The sequence below is a fragment of the Thermoanaerobaculia bacterium genome (genome assembly GCA_035260525.1).
Lineage (GTDB): Bacteria > Acidobacteriota > Thermoanaerobaculia > UBA5066 > DATFVB01 > DATFVB01.
In genome coordinates this window covers 1-22,691 of record DATFVB010000096.1, presented here as the reverse complement: position 1 = coordinate 22,691, position 22,691 = coordinate 1, and the positions used below count along the sequence as shown (strand labels likewise).

The window sequence follows — 22,691 nt, the reverse complement described above, 5'->3', positions numbered from 1 at the left end:
CATGAAAATCGCAGCCTTTCTCCGGGGCGGAGAGACGAGCGTGAAATTTTCTCCCCTGAATTTTCGCACCCCGATGAATTTTTCACCGTGGGTGGCGAGCCCGCGCCGCTGCGTTCCGCTGGTGATGCGAGTCTCCCCGTTCGCGCGCCGCAAAGATCCGGCGCCCCGCCGCTCCGTCCGGCGAACGATCGGCAAGACTCGTGACACGCCGTCTGGAGTCATTTTTCAGCCGCGGGCTCGTCCGAAGATTCGGCGGAGCCCTCATGCGCCGAGGATCGGCGGCCGGATCCCGTTTTCCGGAGCGCGCCGGCCTCGAGGAAGATCCGCCGAACTTCAGGATAACGGCGGCGAATCTCCGTCTCGAGCCGCCGCACGGCTTCCTCGAGCTCGTCAAGCGGGAGCCCCCGCCGGAAGCGGAGGTCGAGGTTGAGCAGGACGTCTTCCGGGCCGAGATACATCGAGAGCGGCGCGCCCGCTGCGTCGACCGCCGGGTCTTGCGCCGCGAGACGGCGGATCGCCTCGGAGCGTTCCCGATCCAGTCCCTCGCCGATCAGCAGTCCCCTGGTCTCCCAGACGAGGATCGCGGCGACCGCGCCGAGCACGAGCCCGATCACGATCGAGGCGATCCCGTCGAAGACGCGCGTGCCGAGCGCGCGATCGAGCGCGATCCCGGCAAACGCGATCGCGATCCCCGCGAGCGCCGCCGAGTCTTCGAGGAGGATCACGAATTGCGTCGGGTCCTTGCTGCGGCGGATCGTCTCGACCACGCCGCGGTCCGTCGGCTGGGTACCACGGAAGTGCCGGAACGAGACGACCCAGGAGATCGACTCGAAGAGGGCGGCGAACGCGAGCACGCCGTAGCTCCACGCCGGCTTGACGGTCTCGGCCGGATGCAGGAGGTGGAGTATCCCTTCGTAAACGGAGATCCCTCCTCCCGCCCCGAAGATCACCATCGAGACGACCATCGCCCAGAAGTAGATTTCGCGCCCGTGTCCGAAGGGATGGGCCGCATCCGCCGGCCGGCGGCTCAGACGCTCGCCCAGCAGCAGGAGCAGGCCGTCGGCGGAATCGACGACGGAGTGGACGGCTTCCGACAGGATCGCGGAGCTTCTCGTGACGGCGGCCGCGACGAACTTGGCCGCGGCGATCGCGAGATTCGCGCCGACGGCGGAGACGATGACGAAAGTCGAACCTTTGCGGGCCATGCGGGGCGACCTGCGAAGCGCGGACCAGCGGCGGGGGCTACGGGAGGCCGCGGACGAGCAGCACCTGGCTCAGCCGGCGGCGGTAGGAATACGCGATAGATTTGCCGTCGCGGGTCATCACGAGCGGGGAGACGACCTGTACTCCAGCACGGTCGGCCGGAGCGACGGAGCGGAAGAGGTCGTGAGCTCCGGTCGAGACGTCGAGACGCCAGATGCGGGCGGGGAGGGGGGTCGCGTCCTGGTAGTAGAGGAATCGGCCGCTCGGATCCCACGTCAGAACGGACTGGGCGGCGAACTCGACGGGGAACGTGCGCGCCGGCCCGCCGGCGACCGGCACGAGCGTCAGCCGGCCGTCCACCCCCACTGCCGCGAGAGTCGTGCCGTCGGGAGAAAGGGGAAAGCCGTAAGGCTGCAGGGGCGGGGAGGCGATCCGGCGGGCCGGGCCGCCGTTGATGTCCTTCTCGTAGAAGACGGTTCCCGAAGCGGGCGATGACGTCGACACGAGCAGCCGCCGCCCGTCGGGGAACCACTCCGCCCAGATCGGTTGGACGTCCGGCATCGGGACCTCCCGAACGGAGCCGGCTCCGACGGGCATCACGACGAGCTGCGGTCGTCCCGAGCCTTTCAGCGCCGCGACGAAGCGTCCGTCGGGAGAGATCGTCGTCCCCGTAACGGGACCGAGCAGTCCGGCGGGTGCGCCGTCGGTGGAGCGGAGGTACGTGGCGTAGTCGCCCCGCGTGGCCCGGCCCTGCTCGACCGAGAGGAGCCACCGGCCGTTCTGGGAAAGGTCGGTGGGATATGACCAATCGAACCAGGAGAGGTCGCGCGGACCCGGAGCGCTGGGTCCGACGAACTCGGTCTCGCGTCGCTGGTCGAATCGGTCGACGAGGGCCGCGTTTCCCTGCAGATCGAGGAGGACGTCGTTCGCTCCTGCGGCGAGCACCGGCAAGGTTCGTCCGGCGAGCGTCGACGCGTAGACGTCGAAGTCGTTCCCGACCCGGGTGCCGCTCCAGTACACCTCGCGGCCGTCGGCGGACCATGCGGCACCGGAGAGGTTCTTCAGTCCCGTCACGAGCCGGCGGACGTCGCCACGACGGTCGATGACCGCGAGATTGCCCGCCGAGTCTCCCGTGAGCGGATGCTCGGCGAACGCGACCCGGGATCCGTCGGGCGACACGCGGATGCTGTCGATCCATCCGTTGGTCGCGAAGAGCCGCTTCCCGATCGGATATTCGAGCTGGCACTGCGCACCCGAGAAGCGGGCGACCGCGAGGTCGTCGCCGTTCGGCGCCCAGTCCGCCGAGACGACGCGCTCGGCGAGCGGCCGCGGCGTGCCGCCCGAGATCGAGACGCGGGCGAGCGTCGACTCGCTGTTGAAGCCGAACGTGTAGTGGAAGCCGAGGCCAATCGCGAGGTCGTCGGAGCGCGAGACGGAGTAGAGCACTGCCGGCGGAAGGTCGAGCTTCTGGGATTCCGGCGCCGTCGGCCGCACCGTGTAGAGCGAGAGCGGCTCGTCCTGGAGGAACGCCGAATAGACGGCGGTCTTTCCGTCGGAGAGGAATCGCGCGGCGAGCACCGTGCCGCGCCGGAACGTCAGCGACTGGAACGTCGGCGGATGCTCCCGCGCCTGGCGGGTGCCGGCGCGCCGTCCGGCGAGGAAGGTCAGCGCCGCGACCGCCAGGGCTCCGACCACGACCGCTGCCGGGACCCAGCGGCGGATCGGCAAACGTCCGCGCGCCACTCCGCTCCGGATGGAGGATTCCGCGGCCGCGTGCTTGAGGTCGAATGCGACGTCGCGGGCGGACTGGAAGCGCTCCGCCGGCGACTTTTCGAGGCAGTGGCGGACGATCCGGTCGAACTCCGGCGGGACGCCGCGCAGCGTCGAGACCTCCGGAGGGTCCTCCTTCAAGACCGCGTTCATCGTCTCGATCGCCGAATCCCCCTTGAACGCGCGGCTGCCGGTCGCCATCTCGTAGAGCACGGCCCCGAGCGAGAAGATGTCGCTCCGGTGGTCGGCCGGTTTTCCGCGCACCTGCTCGGGGGACATGTAGCCGACCGTCCCCAGGACCGTCCCGGGGTCGGTCGGCGAGGACATCGTCGGGGAGTTCGTCTCCGCGGCGTCGAGGGGCGCCGCCGCTTTCGCGAGGCCGAAGTCGAGGATCTTCACGCGCCCGTCGGGCGTCACGAAGACGTTCTCGGGCTTCAAGTCCCGATGGACGATTCCTTTCTCGTGCGCGGCCGCGAGCCCGTCGGCGATCTGGATGCCGTACTCGACGCACTTGCGCACCGGGAGCCCGCCGTGCTCGAGCCGGTCGCGCAGGGTCGCGCCGTCGAGGAGCTCGGTGACGGCATACGCCGTTCCGTCCGTCGTCCCGACGTCGTGGATCGCGAGGATGTTCGGGTGAGAGAGGGCGGCGACGGCCTTCGACTCGCGCTCGAAGCGGGAAGCCGCATCGCGATCGGAGGCGAGCCGCTCCGGAAGGACCTTGATCGCGACGTCGCGGCCGAGGCGCGTGTCTTTGGCCCTGTAGACTTCACCCATTCCTCCCGATCCCAGAGGCGCGACGATTTCGTAGGGCCCGAGTCTGGTGCCGGCCGCAAGAGTCATGGAATGCCCATGGCCAGAGTCGTCGAAAGATTCCCCATCGCGCCCGGCCTCGCCTCAGCGAGCGGCGGCGGACCGTAGGGGCCTAGCCGGGAACGGGCACCGAGCTTCAAATGATCTTCCTTGAGCGGGATCTTAGCTCAGGGTCCGCCGGCGGTGTCACGGGAGGCGGCGCAGAGGTTCCGCGATTTCGAGCGCGACGCGCCGGCGGATTCTTCCCGCTGATCCGTCACGGAGCCGAAGCGCGCAGCGGGACGCGAGCGGGCGAGGCAGCGGCGCTCTCCTGTTCTTCGGCCTTCCGGTAAGCCTCGGGGTCGTGGCGCAGGGCTCCCTCGGGGAGCCACTTCCAGAGCGGGCCGAGCTCCTGCCGCACGCGCTCCGAATAGAACGCCGGGATCTCGTCGGTCTCCTGTTCGAAGAAGCGCCGGACGCTCGGGTCCTGGTCCAGCCGCCGCCGGACCTCCCCGTAATGGACGAGCCGTCCGAATCCTTCCGAAGACACGGCCCGGACGACGTTCAACCACCGCGGGATCCGCGTCCGCGCCGCCCGGAAGCGGCTCGCGATCGCGCGCCACGAAAACGTGTATTTCGTGAGGCCGATCACCCGATCGTAGAACTCGGGCCAGGAGTAGTTCTTCGGGCGCACGTTCATCGCGCGGTTGTTGTCGAGGAAGTGGAACGGGAACGGCAGAACGCGGCCCGCGCGCTGATACTCGAGGTTGAGCGGCGCGGCGCGCCCGAACGCCGAGAGGAGCGAATAGCCGGGGAAAGCTCCCGGAGCGAGGTCGATGAATCTCCGCGTCAGCTCGAAGGGCTCGGCTCCGTCGTCGGAGTCGAGGCCCAGGACGAAGTTCGTCTGGACGTAAGGGACGTATCGAAGGATCAGGTTGACGTGCTCCGAAACCTGGCGGACTTTCTCCATCCCCCGGTTCTGCCCCGTCTTCGACTTGTTGCCGAGGTCGTACCACGACTCGACCCCGGGCAGGAGCGCCTTGAAGCCGCTTCGCGCGAGGCGCTTCAAATGCGGCTCGGAGAGGAGGGACAGGCTGCTCTCCGCGGCGAAGTCGACGCTCCCGGGCGGAACGGCTTCGTCGATCGCGTCGAGGTAATCGTCGAAGCGGACGCCGAAGTTCGGATCGTGCCATCCGATTCGCGGGCGCCCGAGCGTGCTCTTCAGGAACCGCAGATCGTCGCGGAGCACGCCGAAATCGAGCGGCTGGTAGGGGACGACCGAATCGATGCAGAAGCTGCAGGTATAGGGGCAGCCGAGGCTTCCGAGCATCGGCACGATCTTCAGGAAGGGGGCCTTGCGGAGGGTGGGCTCGATGAACTTCCATCGCTCTCGCACGCTCGGTAGCGACGTCGGCTGCCGCTTCGCGTCGACGAGCGCCCCCTCCGGACGATGGGGAGAGCAGTCCCGGAGGATCTCGGCGATCACCGTCCGGTCGGTGAACCCCGCCACGTAATCGAAGTAGCGGCGCGCGTCCTCGGGATAGCAGCGCGCGTGGGGGCCCCCGAGGACGGTGACGGCCCCCCGGGAGCGGAAATAGCTGCTCAGCGCGTAGGCGAGGAGCGCCGCCTCCGTGAAGGCGCCGATGAACACGAGATCGACGTCCTCCGGGAGCTCCGCGGCCAGGTCCTCGAGCCCCGTGTAGCAGATGAACGTGACGGCATGGCCCTCGGCCTCGCACCAGGCGGCGACCACCTGCGGCATGATGCTCGCGAGGTTCGCGTGCATCACGCGGGCGTACAGGGCGCGGGTCGGACCTCGGCTGACCAGATCGATGACCCCCACCCGAAGCTTGCCCATCGAGCGTCATTCTATGGGGAATTCGGCCGCACGATCGTCGGAAGCCGGCGATCATCCGGATTTCCGGCACCGGCATTGCAGATCGGAGATGTCCGTGCCTGAGGCGAACTTCCGAAAAAGTCGACCGCGAGCGCTGGCTTTCGCCGCGGCTCTGGCCGCAGCCGCGGCAGCTCCGGCTGCGGGCGAACCCCGCCTTCTGCCGGGGTTCCAGGATTCCCTCGCGATCGCGGGACTGACGCACCCGACCGTCGTTCGCTTCTCTCCCGACGGACGGGTGTTCGTCGCCGAGAAGAGCGGACTCGTGAAGGTCTTCCCCTCCCTCTATTCGACCAGGCCCTCGATCTTCGCCGATCTCACGAAGAACGTGGACGACTACTGGGACCGGGGGCTGCTCGGGATGGCGCTGGACCCGGGATTCCCGAAGAAGCCCTACGTTTACGTTCTCTACACGTTCGACGCGCCGATCGGGGGGACCGCGCCGGTCTGGAGCGACGGGTGCCCGACGCCGCCCGGCCCGAACACGAACGGATGCGTCGTGAGCGGGCGGCTTTCCCGCCTGACGGGCAACGGCAACGCGGCCGTCGGCGAGAAGGTGCTGATCAACGCGTGGGGACAGCAGTTCCCGAGTCACTCGGTCGGCGCGCTCGCGTTCGGCGCGGACGGCGCGCTCTACGCGAGCGCCGGCGACGGCGCGAGCCTCGGGACGGTCGACTACGGCCAGTTCGGCGGAAACCCGCTCGGCGACCCTCCCGGCGGCGTCGGAGGAGTCATGCAGCCGCCGTGGGCGGAGGGCGGAGCGCTTCGCAGCCAGAGTCTGCGGCGCCCGCCGGGAGAGCCCGCCGTCCTGAACGGGACGGTGATCCGCGTCGATCCGGCGACGGGCGACGCGCTTCCCGACAATCCGCTGGCGGCGAGCACCGACGAAAACGCGCGGCGCATCGTCGCGTACGGATTCCGCAACCCTTTCCGCTTCACGATCCGGCCGGGCGGCAACGCGCTCTGGATCGGAGACGACGGCACGAACCTCTGGGAGGAGATCGACGTCGCTCCCCATCCGGACCGGGAAGTCCGCAATTTCGGCTGGCCGTGCTACGAGGGGCCGTTCCCGATGCCCGACTGGGTGAGCGCGCAGGTGAACATCTGCATGAACGATCTGTATCGCGATCCGTCGCTCGTGACGTCTCCGTGGTTCGGCTACCGCCACGCCGACGACGTCGCGGCGGGTGACGGGTGCGCGAAGGCGGGCTCGTCTCAGACCGGCCTCGCGTTCTATTCGGGGGGGAGCTACCCGCACGACTACGACGGCGCGCTCTTTCTCGCCGATCACACCCGCAACTGCGCCTGGGTCATGTTCCCCGACGCGCAGGGAAATCCGGATCCCGGCAGCCGCGCGCTCTTCCTCGGCGCCGCCTCTCATCCCGTCGACCTCGAGATCGGGCCCGGAGGAGACCTGTACTACGTCGATTACGAAGGAGGAGCGATCCGGCGGGTGCAGTACGGCGCCCCGACGGCGTCGGCCGTCGCCGACCACGCGGAAGGCGCGCCTCCGCTCACGGTCGCGTTCGACGGGAGCGGCTCGCACGGGTTCCGGACCGGCGACACGCTCACGTTCGCCTGGGACCTCAACGGCGACGGCGACTACTCCGACGCGTCTGCCGTGAGTCCCACCGCGACCTTCACCGATTCGGGCGTGCACTCGGTGCGGCTCCGCGTCACCGACGAGCACGGCGTGTCGTCGTACAGCGACCCCATCACGATCGCCGCCTACGACGAGGCGCCGACGGCGTCGATCGACGCGCCCGCGGCGACGCTCTCGTGGGCGGTCGGCGATGCGATCCGGTTTTCGGGACAGGCGCGCGACCCGAAGGAGGGCGCCCTTCCCGCCTCCGCGATGACGTGGACTCTGGTGATGCATCACTGCCCGTCGGGATGCCACACCCACGACATCCAGAGCTTCTCCGGCGTCTCGAGCGGGACGTTCGACGCTCCGGACCACGAGTATCCCTCCTACCTCGAGCTGCGTCTCTCCGCGATCAACTCGCTCGGGATTCCCGGCGTGGCGAGCGTGTATCTCCAGCCCAAGACCGCGTCGCTCTCGTTCGACTCCCGGCCTCGCGGTCTCGTCCTCGACGCGGGATCCGGGCGGGAGGTGACGCCGTTCGTGCGGACCGTCATCGCGGGATCCGCGAGCACGGTGAGCGCTCCGGCGCACCAGACGCTCGGGGGGAAGAGGTATCGTTTCCGGTCGTGGTCCGACGGCGGAGCCGCCACCCACGTCGTGGCCGCCTCGGCGGGGGGAACGACGCTGACGGCGATCTACGAAGCCGAGAAGATCCTGCCGGTCGCGCCGCCGGTTCCGGTCCGCGCGCGTCCCCGGAAGTCCGGCGGCGGCTAAGTCGAACGCCCCCTCACGAGTCGGATGGCGGACGGTCGGTGAGGTCGTCGGTCCAGCGTCGTCCATAGCCGCGCGGTTCCCGGCGCGCGTCGCGCCGGTCGAGGAGGCGATATCGCGAGACCACGCGAAAGCTCATCTCGAAACAGCCCCGGCAGTAGAGCTCTTTCCCGATCGGGTAGAGGGATCCGGTCGCTCCGCAGCGGCGGCAAGTCTCGGCCATGGGTCGCAGCGGAGCAACCCCTGTGCCCGGTGAGCGGGGGCGGAAGTCTGGCATTCCGAATGCACTTCGACGGTGGAGCGGGACGCGAGGCGTTCTGGCGCCATGGCCGGGGGGAGATCGGCCTCCCGGCGAAAACGGAGGTCCTCATGTTGAGACTCGCGATCGTCTTCCTTCTCGTCGGGATCGTCGCCGCGCTCCTGGGTTTCACGTCGATCGCCGGCGCATCGTTTGCGATCGCCAAGATCTTCGCCTTTCTTTTCCTGGTGCTCTTCCTGGTGTTCCTGCTGATCGGCGTCTCCGTCGCGCGGCGGATCTGAACCGGCCCTGCGGATCGGAAGAGAGTCGAAGAGTCGGCGGCTCGTTGCAGCGGACGGCGATCGGAGATCGCCGCCGCTGAACTCGCTCGCATGATCCGCGATGCGGGGCTCGTCGCGCGGTACCATCCGATCCAGTGCCTCCTGAAGGAACCGTACGGTACCGTACCGCGCCCGCGACGAAGATCGCCCTCCTGCTTTTCGGCGCTGCCGGCTCGTTCCTCTACCTCTGGCCGGCGCTTCGCGGACCGGTCGTCGTCTGGTCGGACAGCCGGGTCGACCTCGCGCTCGCCCGCGAGCGCCTGGGGTTCCTCGGGGGAGCGGCCTACCGGGACGCGGGCGGCTGGGGCCACGCCGTCAAGCCGGGCTACGTCTTCTTCCTGACCGTGTGCACCGCGCTCTTCCGGGATCCGGCGCGAGCATCGGTGGTCGTCCAGTCCGTCATCCTCCTCGCGTCGATCGGCGGCGCCGCCCTCTTCGCCGCGCGCCGGCGCGGCGCCGGCCACGGGGCGGCGTTTTTCGCGCTCGCGGTGGCGATGCTTTCCTTCCGCGACTCCGCGAGCGCGGTGATGAGCGAAGCCCTGGCGACCGCCGGCTTCCTCGCGGTCGCGGCGTGGGCGGCGCTCGGCCGGCGCGTGTCGGTCCGGAGCGCGCTCGCCGCCGGCGTCGCGATCGCCGCGCTCTTCCTGGTGCGCCCCAACGAGGGGGGCGCGGCCGCCGTGCTCGCGCTCATCGGTTTTCGCCGGATGGCGCCGCGCCGACGGGCGGTCGCCGGCGCGCTCGCCGCCGGGTTCCTCGCGCTGTGGGCGCCGGTCGCGATCGCCCGGCGGGCGCACGAGCGCGAGCCGGCGCGCTCGGGCGTCTCGAGCGCCGTCCTGACGGGATCGCTCGACTATCTCTGGCCTCCGTCGGTCGGGAAATGGCCCTCGGCCCCGACTCCGGCGGCAACCGCGAAAGAGGAGCTCCGGCTCGCCGCGGTCCGCTGGAGCGCTCTGTGGCCTCCCTCGACGCCGGAGGTGCGGCGCCAGTGGCTCTGGCGGGCGTTCCACGCGCTCCTCGGGACGGACTACTACGATGCGAGCTGGTCGGGCGCGTACTGGAGGATCGACGAAGCCGCGAAGGTCGCGAGACCCTTCGTCGTGCTCCTCTGCGTCGCGTGGATTCTGTGCGCCTTCCGCCGCCCCGAGACCCGGGCCTTCGGGGCGCTCGGCGCGGCGCTGCTGGCGATGCTCGTCGCGCAGAGCCTTCTCGTCGGCTCGCTTCCGCGCTATGGGCTGCCGTTCCTCGCGCCGCTCCTGCTCTTCGCGGTCCTTTCCGGGTCCCGGAGATTCATCGCGCCGCTTCTGACCGCGGCGATCCTGGCCGCGGCGGTGTCGCTTCGCCCCGGCATCCTCGACCGGGAGTGGGGGAAGATCGAGAAGGGCGGAGTCGTCGTGCACCAGGAGATTCCGCGCCACGGCCTCGATCGCCGCCGCCGCGAGCTGCACGTCCGCATCGGGTCGCTCACCGGCCTGACCTCGGCGGAGCTCTCCGTCGAGGACGAAACCGGCCGGACGCTTTTCTCGAGCCGCAGCAATCCCCACCCGGAGCGGCCCGACATCGTCGTTGCGCTTCCGGCCGATCTCCTCGAACGAAACCGCCGCGGTCCGGTCGACCTGCGCTTCGTCGCGGGCGGCGGGTTCGACGAGACGAACTTCTACGCCTTTCCGGTCGTCCCGCGGCCCTGGGGCGCGCCGGCGCGGCGGGAAGGGAGCGGCGTGCTGTCGCCGACGTCGGGAGTCGTGAGCGGAGGGCTGGATTGGTGGTGACGCAGGCTGGCGCGGCGATCCGGCTTTCGGTACGCCTTCACGGCCGGTCGGAAACCCGCATCCCGCCGGGTTCGCGCCTCGCCGCGCTTTCGGGCGGTTTTGAACTGAGTGAGCTTCTCTCCGCATCGAGGCAGGCGGGCGCGGCGACCTGTCGCGCCGAAGCCTCGGCGAAGGCGGATCCATGGCGCGAGCCGCGTCAGCGGCTCGCTCGCGTGGTCGTGATTTCGGCCGGCAGAGGCGCGTCCACGCCGGAGTGAATCCAGAACGGGATGCCGCCGCGAGTGAGACCTCCGTACCCGGATTCGAACGCGCGGCTTCCGTCGATCGCCGCCGGAGCCGCCCAGGGCGGCGGAACGACGGGGAAGTACAGGAACCGTTCCGGCGGACCGTCGACCGGCCGGATCCGGACGTTCAGCCCGGAACGACGAGCCTCCGTGAGAAGCCTTCCGGCGACGACCGCCGTCAGATAGGGCGGCTCCGGCCGGGAGGGGTCCGCATCGTAACGGGCGACCGTCCGACCATTGGCCGTGATGGTGATCCCCCGTTCGAACGTCTGGGCGGGCTCGAGGATTCGGACGTGCAGCGTCACGGCGGATGACGTTCCTCGGAAGGGACGCGGTCCCACCGCCAACGACACCGTGCGGGATTCCCTGACGACGGCGAAATCCGAATTGGCCGCGTCGGGGACGGCGGCGATCAGACCGAGGCCGACGACGAGAACGAGGGCCTGCGCTCCCGCGCATCGCGCGGAGAGCCGCCCGGAAGGGATCGCGAGGACGAGCGTCAGCAGGAGGCCCGGCATGAACGGCAACGCGAAGCGTGGGTCGGCGCCGACGAAGAGACCCTGGGCGACGATGGCGGCGACGAGAAGGGCGGGGGCAAAACGCCACGGTCCGACCCCTCCGACGGCGACTCCCGCGGCGAGGGCCGCGCACACGAGCGCGATGAGCCACCACCATCGCCGAAGAAGCCCGTCGTATCGCCGGTAGGCGGAGTGTTGCCAACGCGGCGGAAGCTGCTCGCAGGAGAGATACGCATGGCCCAGCTTCCATGCGAGCGCCCGGCGGTCGTCACCGGACCAACGGCGAAGCTTCGCGCCCCAGATGCCGCGCGCGTTGCGGGCTTCGAGGCGCCGCTGCTCCGCCATCGTGGGAGCTTCCGGCCATGGTCCGACGTCCGCTTCCCAGTAGTAATCCGCCGCTCCCCAGAGAAAGACGTTCGTCGCGCGCACGCCGAGCGGGTTGACGTCGATCCCATTTCGGGCGCCCAGAAAGACGACCGCCGCGCATGCCGAGACGGAGACGAGCACGATCCAGACGAGATGAACGCCGCGGCGGCGTCCGGAGGAGGCGACGACGAGGAGCGACAGAACGAGGGCGATTTCCCCCGTGTTCGGGCGCACGAGGGTCGTCAACGCGATCGGAATGCCCAGGAGGAGGAGCGCTCGCGGGTGGACCTCACCGACGATCAGGATGGCGAGGCAGACGAGCAATCCGAATGCGGCCACGGGTTCGCTGAGGACGTAGTCGTTCGCGTCGCGAAGCGGGGTGTAGGCCAGAAAGACGAGCGCGGCGATCAACGCCGGCTTCTGCCGGCCGCTCCTCCACAGCGCGGCGACGACCATGGCGAAACCGCAGGCGAGGAGGATCGCGTTCGTCAGCAGCAGCCGGCGGATCGGGAACGGCTCTCTCGCGCCGAGAACGATCCGGAGATAAGCGAGGTAGCCCGGCTTGAGAAGGTGATCGGAAGCATGCGGGAGGGGGGCCAGGCGCCCGGACGCGATCCACTGACGAAGAATCTGCAGGTCGCGATCGCCGAAACCGCCGCTCACGGGCGCCTGCGAAGCGGAAGCGACCAGCAGCCCCGCGGCGGCCGCGAGCAGAAGGACGGCGATGGCTCCCGGCAACCGGCGGTTGGCCGCGGGAATCGGAGCGGCCGTCACGAGGAAACGGGAGCCGGCGTCGATGGCGCGGCGACCCGCGAGGCGAGGAGGAGCGCGGCGGCAGGCGCGAGCGCTCCCGACGTCCGGAAGAAGCCCTGGAGTTGCCAGACCGGGTCGTAGGCGGAAAGGACGCACGCCCCGAGGTACGCCGAGACCTGGAGCCCGAGAGCGGCGAGGAGGAGATCCTCGCGCGAGCGGCGGCCGGCGAAGAAGACCGCCGCCGAGGCGGCGATGCCCGCAAGGAGCGGAATCGTCAGGCTCCCGGCGAGCGCCGGGAACAGGCGCGCGAAGCGCGCCGCGAGGTCGGCCGCGTGCGCCAGCGGCGCGAACGTGAAGTCGCGATCGGACAGAGGGCCGCGAAGCGCGCGCAGCAGGAGCAAGTGCGCCGCGGCAGCGCCCGCGACGACGGCGGCCGTGGCGCGCCGGGCGCCTCGGTCGGCGGCGGAGCCGGCGAGGAGCAGGAGCGCCGCGAGGATCGCGAAGAGGGTTCCCTCCTGCTTCGTGGCCACGAGGAGAAGCGCGGCGACCGCCGCCCGTCCGGGATTGCGGTCGGCGGCGGCGGCGCAGAGGAGGACGGCGGCAAACGCGAAGGGAACGTCGGCGAGCCCGGCGCCGTAGCCGCGATAGAGGGGGTGAAACCATGCGACGAGGGCGGCGGTCGCGAGGCCGGCGCGGGCACAGCCGCGCCGGCGGCAATATCCGGCGATGACGAGCACCGTCGCGATCTGCCATGCGGCATACAGGAGCCCGAGCGTCTCGTCGTTCCACGAGCCGGCCGCGGCGGAGAACGCCGCCATGGCCAGCGGCACGAAGAGCGGGTACTCGGGATGGGACCACACGGTCGCGGGATCGTGGAAGAGCCGGCCCGGGATCGCGCCCGTGAAATAGATCGTCTTTCCCTTCAGACCCCAGATCGCGAGGAAGTCGGTGCTCCAGAGAGGCTCCGCGACCGCCTGCAGCAGGTAAGCGACGCATCCGGCGAGCGCGATCGCCGCGAAAAGCCGCGCGAGCGCGTCTCGATTCCCGGCGCCCCGCCGGCGCGGAGAGCGGCGAAGAAACGCTCCGATCGACGCGATCGCCAGGAGACCGCCGAGCTTCTTCGGCCCGGGCCGCGCGCCGACGGCGATCAACGCCGCGTACGCTCCGACGAGGAGCAGCATCCCCGCGCCCCAGCTCCATCCGAGAGTCTCTCCGGCGGCGAGCTCGGGGCCGGAGAACCGGACGACGAGGTAGCCCGCGGCGGTCGTGAGCGCGATGACGCCGAGAGCGGCGGCGGCCGTCGCGAGGTTCATCGGCCCGGGCTTTCCGCGCAGCGGTAGCCGAAGTCTCCGCCGGCGTCCCGGGTCACCGGCCGCGGAGCGAGGACGTAGGCCGCCGCGTAGTCGTAGAGCTCGTTGGTGCGCGGCGCGCAGAGCCGGACGGGCTTCCCGGCTGGGGTCGTCCGCGCCAGGCGGTCGAGAAACGCCCCGTACCCCCGGTCGAAGAGAAAATCCGTGCCCTGGATGCGATCGCGGGCGAGGTCGTGCGGGCCGAGCGCCATGCGAATCCTCGCACCGACGTCCCGGAAGTCGAGTGTGGCGAGCTCGGCCGCGAAGAGGGCCGCGATCGAGAGCGCGAGGACTGCGAAACGGCGCCCGCCGCCTCTCACGGCGCCGCTTCCGGCGGCAGCCGCGATCCGCGCATCGAGGGGGTCGAAAGGTCCGGAATCGGCGCTCCCCGATCGAGAAGATCGTAGTCCGCGCGAAGCTGGAGGACGACAGGCCGCAGCTCGGGCGGATAAGCGGCGATCCCCTCCGGCTCGGCCGCCGCGCGAAGGAACGCAAGCCAGCGAACGGCCGAGTAGAGTCCCGCCGGGAGCGGACGCCCGAGATCGGGGAACCGGAGCGCCGGATACAGAACGCCGAGATCTCCGAACTCGGAGCCGCTGACGATCGACACGGGCTCTCCGCGCGCGGCGGCCCGCGCCGCGAGCCGCCCGAGGTCCTGTCCCCAGTCGAGATTGGAATCCGCGAACCAATCTTCGATCGGTCCGATCGCGCGGCCGATGGCCGAGGAATCGGCGATCCAGTGCGGATAGGCCCACGCCGCGCCCGCGAGCGACAGCGCTCCCGCCGCGAGGATTGCCCTCGGAGCGACCCGCCCGAGCGGCGCGGCCCAGAGGCAGAGGAACGGATAGATCGGCAGGAGGTAACGAGCGCCGAGGAGGTAATGCGCCGGGAGCGCCGCCGCGAAATAGAGGAGCGGGACAAGCACGGCGAAGAGGGGGAGGCGGCGCGCGGCGAACACGAGCCCGGCGATTCCGGCGATGAGCGCGATCGATCCGAACTTGAACGCGACGCAGGCGGGGAAGTATCCCGGCGCTCCCGTCGTCGTGATCCGCCCGTGGAAGAAGGCCGGATACGCGCCGCGCCGGAACGCGGGCGACGCCACGAGAGCGGTCCCCAGGCAGTAGCGCGCGAGCCCCGGGCTCGCCGGCGCGATCCGATCGCCGATCGCGAGGACCGCCGACATCCCGGCGGCGTCGAGACGGTTCGTCGTGGCGCCGGTCCGGGCGTTCGCGATCTCGCCGCGGACCTCGGCGGCGGTCGCCCGCCGGGACGCCCATCCGGTGATCGCCGCGAGCGCGATCGCCGCGGCGAGGACGATCCCGAGATGCGACACGAGTCGGGCGCGGGACGGCTTCCGGACAAACGACGCGGCGAGGAGGACCGGGACGAGAAATACCGCCGAATATTTCGCGGCGAGCGCCGCGCCGAGAACGAGCCCGGCGGCGGCGATCCGCCGGCGCGAGAAGCGGTCTCCCGGAGCGTCGAGACAGAACGCGCCGCAGAAGACGAGCGCGGCGACCGGCGCGTCCGTCGTCACGAAATGCGCGTGGGCGCCGAAAAGCGTCGAGGAGGCGAGCATCGCGGCCGCCGCGAGGCCCCCCGCCGCGCCGCCGATCGACGCTCCCCAGACGCCGCACACGACGATCGCCGCGAGCCCGATCGCGATCGGCGGCAGCCGAGCCGCGAAGATCCGGACGCGGGCGGTCTCGGTCGGGCGGACGAGGAGCGCCGGAGCGGAGGCGCGAGGGTCCGTTCCCGGCGCGACCGCCGACGCGCGGGAGCGCCAGGGCCGGGCCGCGGCCGAGGCGAGGACCTTCACGAGCGGCGGGTGCTCGGGATTCGCGGTCGGGTCCCCGAGATCGACGGCGAGCGAGCCGTCGAAGAGATGGATCGGCTCGTCCACGACCGGCGCGTCGTTCCACGCGAGCGAGAGCTGGGCGGCGGCCCAGGCGAGGCAGAGCGCCGCCATCGGCCACAGGAACTGCCTTTTCGGGAAGGCCATGCGGGCGATCTTAGTGCCCCGGCCCGGGAATAACGTGACATTTGTTCGGAGCGCCGCGGGGTAAGCTGAAGGTCGCCGCGGCGTATCGTTGCCATCCCCGCTTTCGCGGGGACCGAGCCGCGGCGGCGCCGCAGATTGCCCGGAGGCCGCCCGAAAGCATTTGAAGTGAGCGCGCAGAGCGCGCTACGGGCGCCGGCGCATTGCGAACGATGGCGGCGTGGCGTCGCGGGCCCGATGCTCCCGGCATCTGCTCCCCCGACGCGTCTTGACCTCGTCCGCAAGCCGCGGGCGCAAATGGCACGCTATTCCCGGCCGGGGCATTTGGTCCGATCGGAAGGAAGGCCGGGCGGCGGCGTCAGCTCGCGACGAGCTTCGCCCGCACGACGAAACGGTCCGGCGCGCTTCCGACGTAGCCGAAGGGATAGCACGTGACGAGCGTGAGCGTCGCGTCGGGGGTCGGATCGAGGACCCAGGAGGCGTCGGGACCGACGACCGACGTCCACTCGACGCGGTAGACGAACTCTCCCGACTCGGTGGTGATCCGGATCTCGTCGTTCGGCCGCACCCGGCCGAGACCGCGGAACTGCCGGTCGCGATGACCGGCGAACGCGGCGTTGCCCTCCTCGGGAGGAACGGGAGTCCCCGGGATGTGGCCCACGGAGAACCGCAGCGTCCGCGCGTCGTCTCCCTCGCGGGCGACGGCCGACAGGCCGATCGTCGCGATCTCGAGACGGCCGATGAGAGCTCCGCGGACGAGAGGAGCGAGCGGCGCGATGGCGGGACGCGACTCCATCGTCTGGCCGGCCGCGGGACGGGGGTTCGGTTTCGGAACGGCGGCGGGATCGGACGATCGCGAGGCGTGCGAGCGGTCGAGGAGGCGGCCGCCGAGAAACCGATCGATTCGGGAAGCGGAGATCACGAAGACGCACCACCCGAGGGCGAGGGAACCGGTGACCCAGAGGACGCGCTCGAGAACGCGCAGGCCTCCGGGGCGAGCGCCCCGGAGGCCGGGATCCGAACGCAGGAAATCAGCCGATCCGGTTGCCAAGGATCTTCAACCCGGCGGCGCCGGCGAGCGACGCGGCCGCGAGAAGGCCGATCAGCGGAAGATCACTGCCGGTCTTCGGCAGAGTCGGGAGAGGCTGGTAGGGAATCTCCTTGCGCTCCGGAGTGACGGCGACGACCTCGCTCTCGATGGTCGGCTCCGGTGCCGGAGTCGCGTAGACGGTTTCGTGGGTCTTCTCGGCGAGCGTGATCGCTTCCGCCTTCGGATAGACGAACTCGACGCCGAAATTCTCTCCCGGGTAGATCCACGACTTCATCGCCTGGGGCGCGCCCTCCTGGCGCTGGAAGTACGTGAACTCCGTCTCCTCGGCCGCCGGGACCCGGCGGGTCGGAACCGCGAGCACCGTCGCGATGACCTCGGTTTCGTCCGGGTTCAGGAACTGCACGATCGACCGGATGCGCGCCGTGTCGACCACCTTGATCACGTACGCGCCGGGCTGGAGGACCTTGCCGGGGATCTCCGTCGGCTCGGAGAGCCGGAGCGGGGTCCGCCAGGCGTTGTCGGCCCGAGCCACGGGAACGGCGAGAACGCAGAGGAACGCCAGAGCCAGGGGATAAGCAAGACGTCTCGAGACTTTCATGATGGGCTCCTTTCAAAAGATGTGCGATCCGGCCGGGCTCTCGACGGCTCCTCGGCCGGACGACGGGTGAATCAGTGCGCCTGCGAAGCGAGCGCGTCTTCGCGCGTTTTCTCGATCGTGCCCGCCGGGTGCTCCGGCGGCGCATAGAGCGTGAGCAGCTTGAGCGCCTTCTTCGCCGTGTTCCGGATGTTGTGCAGCGTTCCCGCGGGAACGCAGAGCACCTCTCCGGAGGAGACGCGCAGGGGCCTGTGGTCGATCGTCGCCTCACCGGCGCCTTCGATGAAGAAGAACACCTGGTCGGTCGCCGGGTGCGTCTCCTCTCCGATCTCCTCCCCGGGCGCGAGCTTCATCGCCACGAGCTGGCTGCGTTTACCCGTGTACAGAACGTTCCGGAAGAATTCGTTCTCGGAGGCGACGTTCTGGAAGTTCTTCAGGTAGGTCATCGGTCCTCCTTTCCGGCTCGCGGGCCGGAAGACGTGACGATTGGAATTTACGCGCTGCGCCCGGGTTTCGCCTGATCCAGCGGCATCAATCCGCGTTCGGCGCAAATCGGCTGAAGCGATCGAACGGGAAAGAGCGAGCAACGGCCCCGAACCGATCCGGCCCTCCCCGCGAGAACCGGAGGAGGCGCCCGCCTCGCTCGCGGGCGGAAACGATCTGTGCGATCGTGAGAAGCGTGCCGGGACTCTTCGATCCGCTCGTGATCCGGGAGACGATGTTCCGAAACCGGATCTTCGTCTCGCCGATGTGCCAGTACTCCAGCCGGGACGGGACGCCGAACGACTGGCACCTCGTCCACCTCGGGAGCCGGGCGGTGGGAGGCGCCGGTCTCGTCATGGTCGAGGCGACGGCCGTGTCACCTGCCGGAAGGATCACCCCCGCCGACAGCGGCCTCTGGTCCTCCGGGCAGGCGGCGGCGTTCCGGAGGATCGTCGACTTCCTTCGCGAGAACGGCGCGATCGCCGGGATCCAGCTCGCGCACGCGGGACGGAAGGCCTCGACGCGCCCGCCGTGGGAAGGAGGGGCGCCGCTCTCCGCCTCCGAGGGCGCGTGGGAGACGGTCGCGCCGAGCGCGGTCGCCTTCGGCCGATATCCTCCGCCGCGCGCGCTCACGGGGCCGGAGATCGACCGCATCGTCGGCGACTTCGCGGCGTCGGCGGAGCTCGCGCTCTCGGCGGGGTTCGACGTCCTCGAGCTCCACATGGCGCACGGATACCTGCTGCACGAATTCCTCTCGCCGCTCTCCAATCGTCGCGACGACGCCTGGGGCGGGAGCTTCGAGAACCGGATCCGGTTTCCGCTGCGCGTCGCGGCCGCCGCTCGCGCGGTGTGGCCGCAAGGGCGGCCTCTCTTCGTCCGCATCTCGGCGACCGACTGGGCGGAGGAGGGATGGACGGCCGAGGACTCGGTGCGGTTCGCCCGCGAGCTCGGCCGCGCGGGCGTCGATCTGATCGACTGCTCGTCCGGCGGGATCGTGCCGGGAGTGAAGATCCCCCTGGAGCCGGGCTATCAGGTGCCTCTCGCGGCGCGCGTGCGCCGCGAGACCGGAATCGCGACGGCGGCGGTCGGCCTCATCACCGAGCCCGCCCAGGCTCAGCTGATCGTCGCTTCCGGCGAAGCGGACGCGGTCCTTCTCGCCCGCGCGGAGCTTCGCGATCCGTACTGGCCGCTCCACGCGGCGCGGGCGCTCCGGGTGGACGTTCCCTGGCCCAATCAGTACCTGCGCGCGAAAGATTAGCCGGCGCGGCGATGCATCGAGCCGGAGGGGCGCGAGCCGGCCGCGCCGCCGTCGCCGTACGCCACCGGTACGACTCGGGACGGCGCGGCCGACCCGCAACCCCTCGGGCTCGCGCCTCGACGCGCCTCATGGTCCGGTGAACTGACATCCGGTTGGTCTCGGATCTCGGGGGGTAGCCGGCGCGACGGTTCAGCGCTTGATCCGGTCGCCCAGGTCCTCGACGGCTTCGCCGAGCCTTCGCCGCGCGCGGCCGAGATCGAGTTCGGCCTCGCCTTCCCGGCGCTGACCCTCGCCTTCATCCTCGAGCCGTCGGTCGCCCGTGACGATTCCGGCGGCCTCCTTCACGCGCCCCTTGATTTCTTCCGTTTTTCCGCTGACTTCGTCCCGGTTTCGCATTCGAATCCTCCCGACGGAGGAATGAGCAGGGGGCATGCCACGGCATCGTCGACTCGGCGGCGTCCACGACAGGCGCGGGGCGGGATCCATAATCGCTCTCCGGAGGAGCGCGCCATGCCGATGCCCCAGAAGGTGAACCTCGCCGAGAAGCTCTCTTTCTTTTCCGAACGCTTCCAGCCGCGGATCGTCGGCGAGGTCGGCGACATGCACGTGAAGGTCGTCAAGCTCGAGGGCGAGTTCGTCTGGCACCATCACGAGAACGAGGACGAGATGTTCCTCGTGTTGAAGGGGCGCTTCCGCATCCGCTTCCGCGACGGAGAGCTCTCGCTCGACCCCGGGGAGCTCGTCATCGTCCCGCGGGGCGTCGAGCACTGTCCGTACGCCGACGAGGAAGTCCACGTGATGCTCTTCGAGCCGAAGTCGACGGTCAACACGGGGACGGCAGGAGGTGAGCGGACGTTCGTGCCCACTCCGATCTGAGCGGTCGGGTCGCGGGTCCCGGGTCGCGAGTCACGAGTCGAAAAGTCGGCCGCTCGTTGGAGCGGTCGGCGATCACGAATCGCTGACCGCTGAACTCGCTCGTGTGACCCGAGACGCGCGACCGACTCGCGACTTCTTTTTCTATTTGACTCTCTTCCCGTCCTTGACGACGACGTCGACGTGCTGAAGGAGGCCGATGTTCGAGAGGACGTCGCCGCGCACCGCGACGATGTCGGCGTAGCGGCCCGGCGCGATCGTCCCGAGCTCGTTCTCCTTCCGAAGGAACCGGGCGGGCCAGCGGGTGGCGCCCGCAATCGCCTGCATCGGCGTCATGCCGAGCTTCACCCACATGTCGAGCTCGCGCCACGTCGAATCGGTGTGGAAGTTGCCCGGGATGCCGCTGTCGGTCCCGACGAGGAGCGTCACGCCCGTGTCGCGGAGCTGCTGGAACTTGTGCGCGAGAGTCGGGAGCCGCCGGAACGTCAGCGTGAAGTAGTCGAGGTGGGTGACGCTCTCGAGGGATTTGCGGATGTCGAGCGCCATCTCGGGCGGCATGTCCTTCTGCCACGCCGGGTCGTTCAGGCGTTCCGGGAACGTCCGCGCGGTGTAATCAGCGAGAAAGAGGCCTTCGATGGTCGGGCACCAGTACAGCGTGTTGTTGCGCTTCCGGATCCCGGCGAGGATGTCCTCCGGATATCCCGGTTCGGTCGCGAGGCCGGTGTGCTCGAACGAGTCGATCCCGTACTTCAGCCCCATCCGGATCTCGTCCTCGCGGTGCGCGTGCGCGACGACGGGCTTCCCGCCCGCGTGCGCGGTCTCGACGACCGCCTTCACCTCGTCGTCGGTGAGCTGGTCCTGGTCGATGAGCTTGATCATGTCCACACCCGCGTCGACGAGGCGCTTGACCTTCGCGCGCGCGTCGGCGGCTCCGTTGACGCCCCAGCGGTAAGACTCCTCCCACGGGTTGTAGGCCTTCTTCTGGATGAACGGGCCGGACACGAAGAGTCTCGGCCCCGGGATCTCGCCGCGCGCGATCCGTCCGCGGACGGCGAGGCTGTCTTCGAGGGGCGCGCCGAGATCGCGGGCGAACGTCACGCCGCTCTCGAGGAGCTGCTTTGCGGCGATCGGCATGATCTCGGTCGCGAACCGTCCGGAGTATTTCTTGTCCCAGTATTCGTAGTCGCTGTGCCCGAGGATCATGAGGTGGACGTGCATGTCCGCGAGCCCCGGCATCACGCTCATCCCGCGGGTGTCGATGACGGGCACGCCGGGCGGGACGGGAATCTCGGAGCGGCGGCCGACCGCTCTGATCCGGTTGCCGGCGACGAGAATCACGCCGTCGGAAATCGGCGTTCCCTCGTAGCCGTCGATGATCTGGCCGCCGACGAGCGCCAGCGTGGTCTTCGGGTCGTCGGCCCGGAGGGGGAGCGCGAGAGAGAGCATGCCCGCGAGAAAGAGCGTCGTTCTTCCGATTTTCATGAGAAAAGCTTATCAGCGCCGGGTCCCATGCTCGGCGGCCGGCGCGGGCGGAGGCCGAAAGCGCCCGGCCGTGTCCGGAAATGAAAATGCAGCGGATTCCTGTTATGGTCCCCCATCACCGGTCCGAACGGTCCTCGCCGGATACCGTGGCGGTCGGTCTCAATGTCATGGCACGACCAGGAACGCTGCGGGAAATGAAAAATCGCCGAGGGAAGGCCGCCGCGGTCGTGCTCGTCCTCTCGGTCCTCGGCGGCTGCGCGCGTCGCCCCGCTCCCGTCCGCCGAACCCTCGCGCGGAACTTCGTCCTTCTTTGCTTCGATACGGTCCGCGCCGATTCGTTCGCCCGGCACGATCGGACCGGATCGCCCGACGCTCTTTCATCGTGGTCGCGCCGCGCCGTCGTCTACGACGACGCGCGGGCGGCGGCGCCGTGGACGCTGCCGTCGCTCGCGAGCGTGATGAGCGGTCTCTATCCGGCGCACCACAACGCCGGGAGGTTTCTCGACCCGGTCGCCGATCTCGGTTCCCGGATTCCCTCCCGTCTCCCGAGGCGGATGCCCGTCCTCGGGCAGGCGGCGTCCCGAGCGGGGTTCCAGACGGCCGCGTTCATCTCCAACGGCTGGGTCGACGTCGGAACGGGCGTCGTGAGGGGTTTCCAAACGGTCGCCAACGTCCCTTCGCGCAAGGTCCTCGCGAGGGCGCGCCGGTGGCTGGAGAACGATCGTCGCGCCGGCGCGCCGTTCTTCCTCTACATGCACTGGGTGGACGCGCACGGCAATGCGTCGCCCGATCAAAAGAGACGCGAGGCCGCGGCGCTGTCGGCCGAGGAGCGCCGGGAGCTCCTCGCCGCGGCTCCCGCGGGGAGGTGCGCGGATCCCGCGAGCGGCCCGTGCATCCGGTATCTGTCGTATCACCGGGAAATCGAGATCCAGCGGCACGATGTGGCGCAACTGCTGACGTTCCTCGAGGCGCGCGGTCTCCTCGGCGACACGCTCGTCGTCCTTTTCTCCGACCACGGGGAGGAGTTCGGCGAGCATCGCGCGGAGGAACGGCTTCGCGCAGCCGATCCGCGGGGCATCTACGGCGAAGGCCACGGGCACGCGCTCTACGACGAGGTCCTGCGCGTCCCGCTCCTGATCTGGAGTCCGGGTGAGCGCCCGCGGCACGAAGGATCGCCGGTGAGCCTCGTCGACATCGCCCCGACCGCGCGGCAGCGGCTCGGTCTTCCGGCCCGGCGCACGGACGGGCTCTCCCTGCCGGTGGGCGGCGGACTCCCTCCGGACCGCCGGCTTTTCGCCTCCGGGATCGCGTACGGACCCGAGC

The 22,691-nt window shown here is 70.0% G+C and carries 19 protein-coding genes; 6 read left to right on the top strand and 13 right to left on the bottom strand.

Features of this window, described 5'->3' with window-relative positions:
• Positions 1–218: 218 nt before the first annotated feature.
• The 3 genes from VKH46_04600 to VKH46_04590 all read right to left on the bottom strand — a co-directional run bounded on the left by VKH46_04600 (position 219) and on the right by VKH46_04590 (position 5,620).
• A complete protein-coding gene (locus VKH46_04600) occupies positions 219–1,205 on the bottom strand; it encodes a cation diffusion facilitator family transporter (GenBank protein ID HKB70100.1) in 987 nt (328 codons plus the stop codon).
• 37 nt (positions 1,206–1,242) lie between these two features.
• Positions 1,243–3,813, bottom strand: coding sequence for a protein kinase (locus tag VKH46_04595; GenBank protein HKB70099.1), 2,571 nt, complete (start codon positions 3,811–3,813; stop codon positions 1,243–1,245).
• A gap of 226 nt (positions 3,814–4,039) precedes the next feature.
• Entirely contained in the window at positions 4,040–5,620 is a 1,581-nt protein-coding gene (locus tag VKH46_04590) for a radical SAM protein (GenBank protein ID HKB70098.1), read from the bottom strand.
• A 94-nt stretch (positions 5,621–5,714) separates the two neighbouring features.
• Between VKH46_04590 and VKH46_04585 the strand changes: the two genes are divergently transcribed.
• A complete protein-coding gene (locus tag VKH46_04585) occupies positions 5,715–8,015 on the top strand; it encodes a PQQ-dependent sugar dehydrogenase (protein ID HKB70097.1) in 2,301 nt (766 codons plus the stop codon).
• A 13-nt stretch (positions 8,016–8,028) separates the two neighbouring features.
• Here VKH46_04585 and VKH46_04580 read toward each other — a convergent pair whose 3' ends face one another.
• Entirely contained in the window at positions 8,029–8,235 is a 207-nt protein-coding gene (locus VKH46_04580; GenBank protein HKB70096.1) for a hypothetical protein, read from the bottom strand.
• Positions 8,236–8,381: 146 nt separating this feature from the next.
• Between VKH46_04580 and VKH46_04575 the strand changes: the two genes are divergently transcribed.
• Together VKH46_04575 and VKH46_04570 are read left to right on the top strand one after the other, a co-directional pair.
• On the top strand, positions 8,382–8,552 hold the full coding sequence (locus VKH46_04575; GenBank protein HKB70095.1) for a DUF1328 family protein: 171 nt from the start codon (positions 8,382–8,384) through the stop codon (positions 8,550–8,552).
• A 134-nt stretch (positions 8,553–8,686) separates the two neighbouring features.
• Positions 8,687–10,357 carry a hypothetical protein gene (locus VKH46_04570; GenBank protein ID HKB70094.1) on the top strand — a complete coding sequence of 557 codons (1,671 nt, stop codon included), beginning with the start codon at positions 8,687–8,689 and terminating at the stop codon, positions 10,355–10,357.
• 196 nt (positions 10,358–10,553) lie between these two features.
• On the opposite strand, the gene VKH46_04565 is transcribed toward VKH46_04570, so the two are convergent.
• The 7 genes from VKH46_04565 to VKH46_04535 all read right to left on the bottom strand — a co-directional run bounded on the left by VKH46_04565 (position 10,554) and on the right by VKH46_04535 (position 17,718).
• Complete coding sequence (locus VKH46_04565) at positions 10,554–12,299, bottom strand: hypothetical protein (GenBank protein ID HKB70093.1); 1,746 nt, start codon at positions 12,297–12,299, stop codon at positions 10,554–10,556.
• Positions 12,296–13,591 carry a hypothetical protein gene (locus tag VKH46_04560; GenBank protein HKB70092.1) on the bottom strand — a complete coding sequence of 432 codons (1,296 nt, stop codon included), beginning with the start codon at positions 13,589–13,591 and terminating at the stop codon, positions 12,296–12,298. Before VKH46_04560 ends, VKH46_04565 begins: the two co-directional genes overlap by 4 nt.
• Positions 13,588–13,947, bottom strand: a complete 360-nt coding sequence (locus VKH46_04555; protein ID HKB70091.1) for a hypothetical protein — start codon at positions 13,945–13,947, stop codon at positions 13,588–13,590. Before VKH46_04555 ends, VKH46_04560 begins: the two co-directional genes overlap by 4 nt.
• Positions 13,944–15,629 (bottom strand): glycosyltransferase family 39 protein, encoded by a 1,686-nt coding sequence (locus VKH46_04550; GenBank protein HKB70090.1) that lies wholly within the window; start codon positions 15,627–15,629, stop codon positions 13,944–13,946. The genes VKH46_04555 and VKH46_04550 overlap by 4 nt, the downstream gene beginning before the upstream one ends.
• A 355-nt stretch (positions 15,630–15,984) precedes the next feature.
• Positions 15,985–16,677, bottom strand: coding sequence for a class D sortase (locus tag VKH46_04545; protein ID HKB70089.1), 693 nt, complete (start codon positions 16,675–16,677; stop codon positions 15,985–15,987).
• A complete protein-coding gene (locus VKH46_04540; GenBank protein ID HKB70088.1) occupies positions 16,658–17,275 on the bottom strand; it encodes a hypothetical protein in 618 nt (205 codons plus the stop codon). Before VKH46_04540 ends, VKH46_04545 begins: the two co-directional genes overlap by 20 nt.
• Positions 17,276–17,346: 71 nt before the next feature.
• Positions 17,347–17,718, bottom strand: a complete 372-nt coding sequence (locus VKH46_04535; protein ID HKB70087.1) for a cupin domain-containing protein — start codon at positions 17,716–17,718, stop codon at positions 17,347–17,349.
• A 233-nt stretch (positions 17,719–17,951) separates the two neighbouring features.
• Between VKH46_04535 and VKH46_04530 the strand changes: the two genes are divergently transcribed.
• Complete coding sequence (locus VKH46_04530; GenBank protein ID HKB70086.1) at positions 17,952–19,013, top strand: NADH:flavin oxidoreductase/NADH oxidase; 1,062 nt, start codon at positions 17,952–17,954, stop codon at positions 19,011–19,013.
• Between the two features lie 189 nt (positions 19,014–19,202).
• On the opposite strand, the gene VKH46_04525 is transcribed toward VKH46_04530, so the two are convergent.
• On the bottom strand, positions 19,203–19,358 hold the full coding sequence (locus VKH46_04525) for a hypothetical protein (GenBank protein HKB70085.1): 156 nt from the start codon (positions 19,356–19,358) through the stop codon (positions 19,203–19,205).
• Positions 19,359–19,529: 171 nt separating this feature from the next.
• On the opposite strand from VKH46_04525, the gene VKH46_04520 reads away from it, so the two are divergent.
• On the top strand, positions 19,530–19,889 hold the full coding sequence (locus VKH46_04520) for a cupin domain-containing protein (protein HKB70084.1): 360 nt from the start codon (positions 19,530–19,532) through the stop codon (positions 19,887–19,889).
• A gap of 141 nt (positions 19,890–20,030) precedes the next feature.
• On the opposite strand, the gene VKH46_04515 is transcribed toward VKH46_04520, so the two are convergent.
• Positions 20,031–21,368, bottom strand: coding sequence for an amidohydrolase family protein (locus VKH46_04515; protein HKB70083.1), 1,338 nt, complete (start codon positions 21,366–21,368; stop codon positions 20,031–20,033).
• A gap of 194 nt (positions 21,369–21,562) precedes the next feature.
• Between VKH46_04515 and VKH46_04510 the strand changes: the two genes are divergently transcribed.
• On the top strand, positions 21,563–22,691 hold a 1,129-nt coding region (locus tag VKH46_04510), incomplete at its 3' end, for a sulfatase (protein HKB70082.1).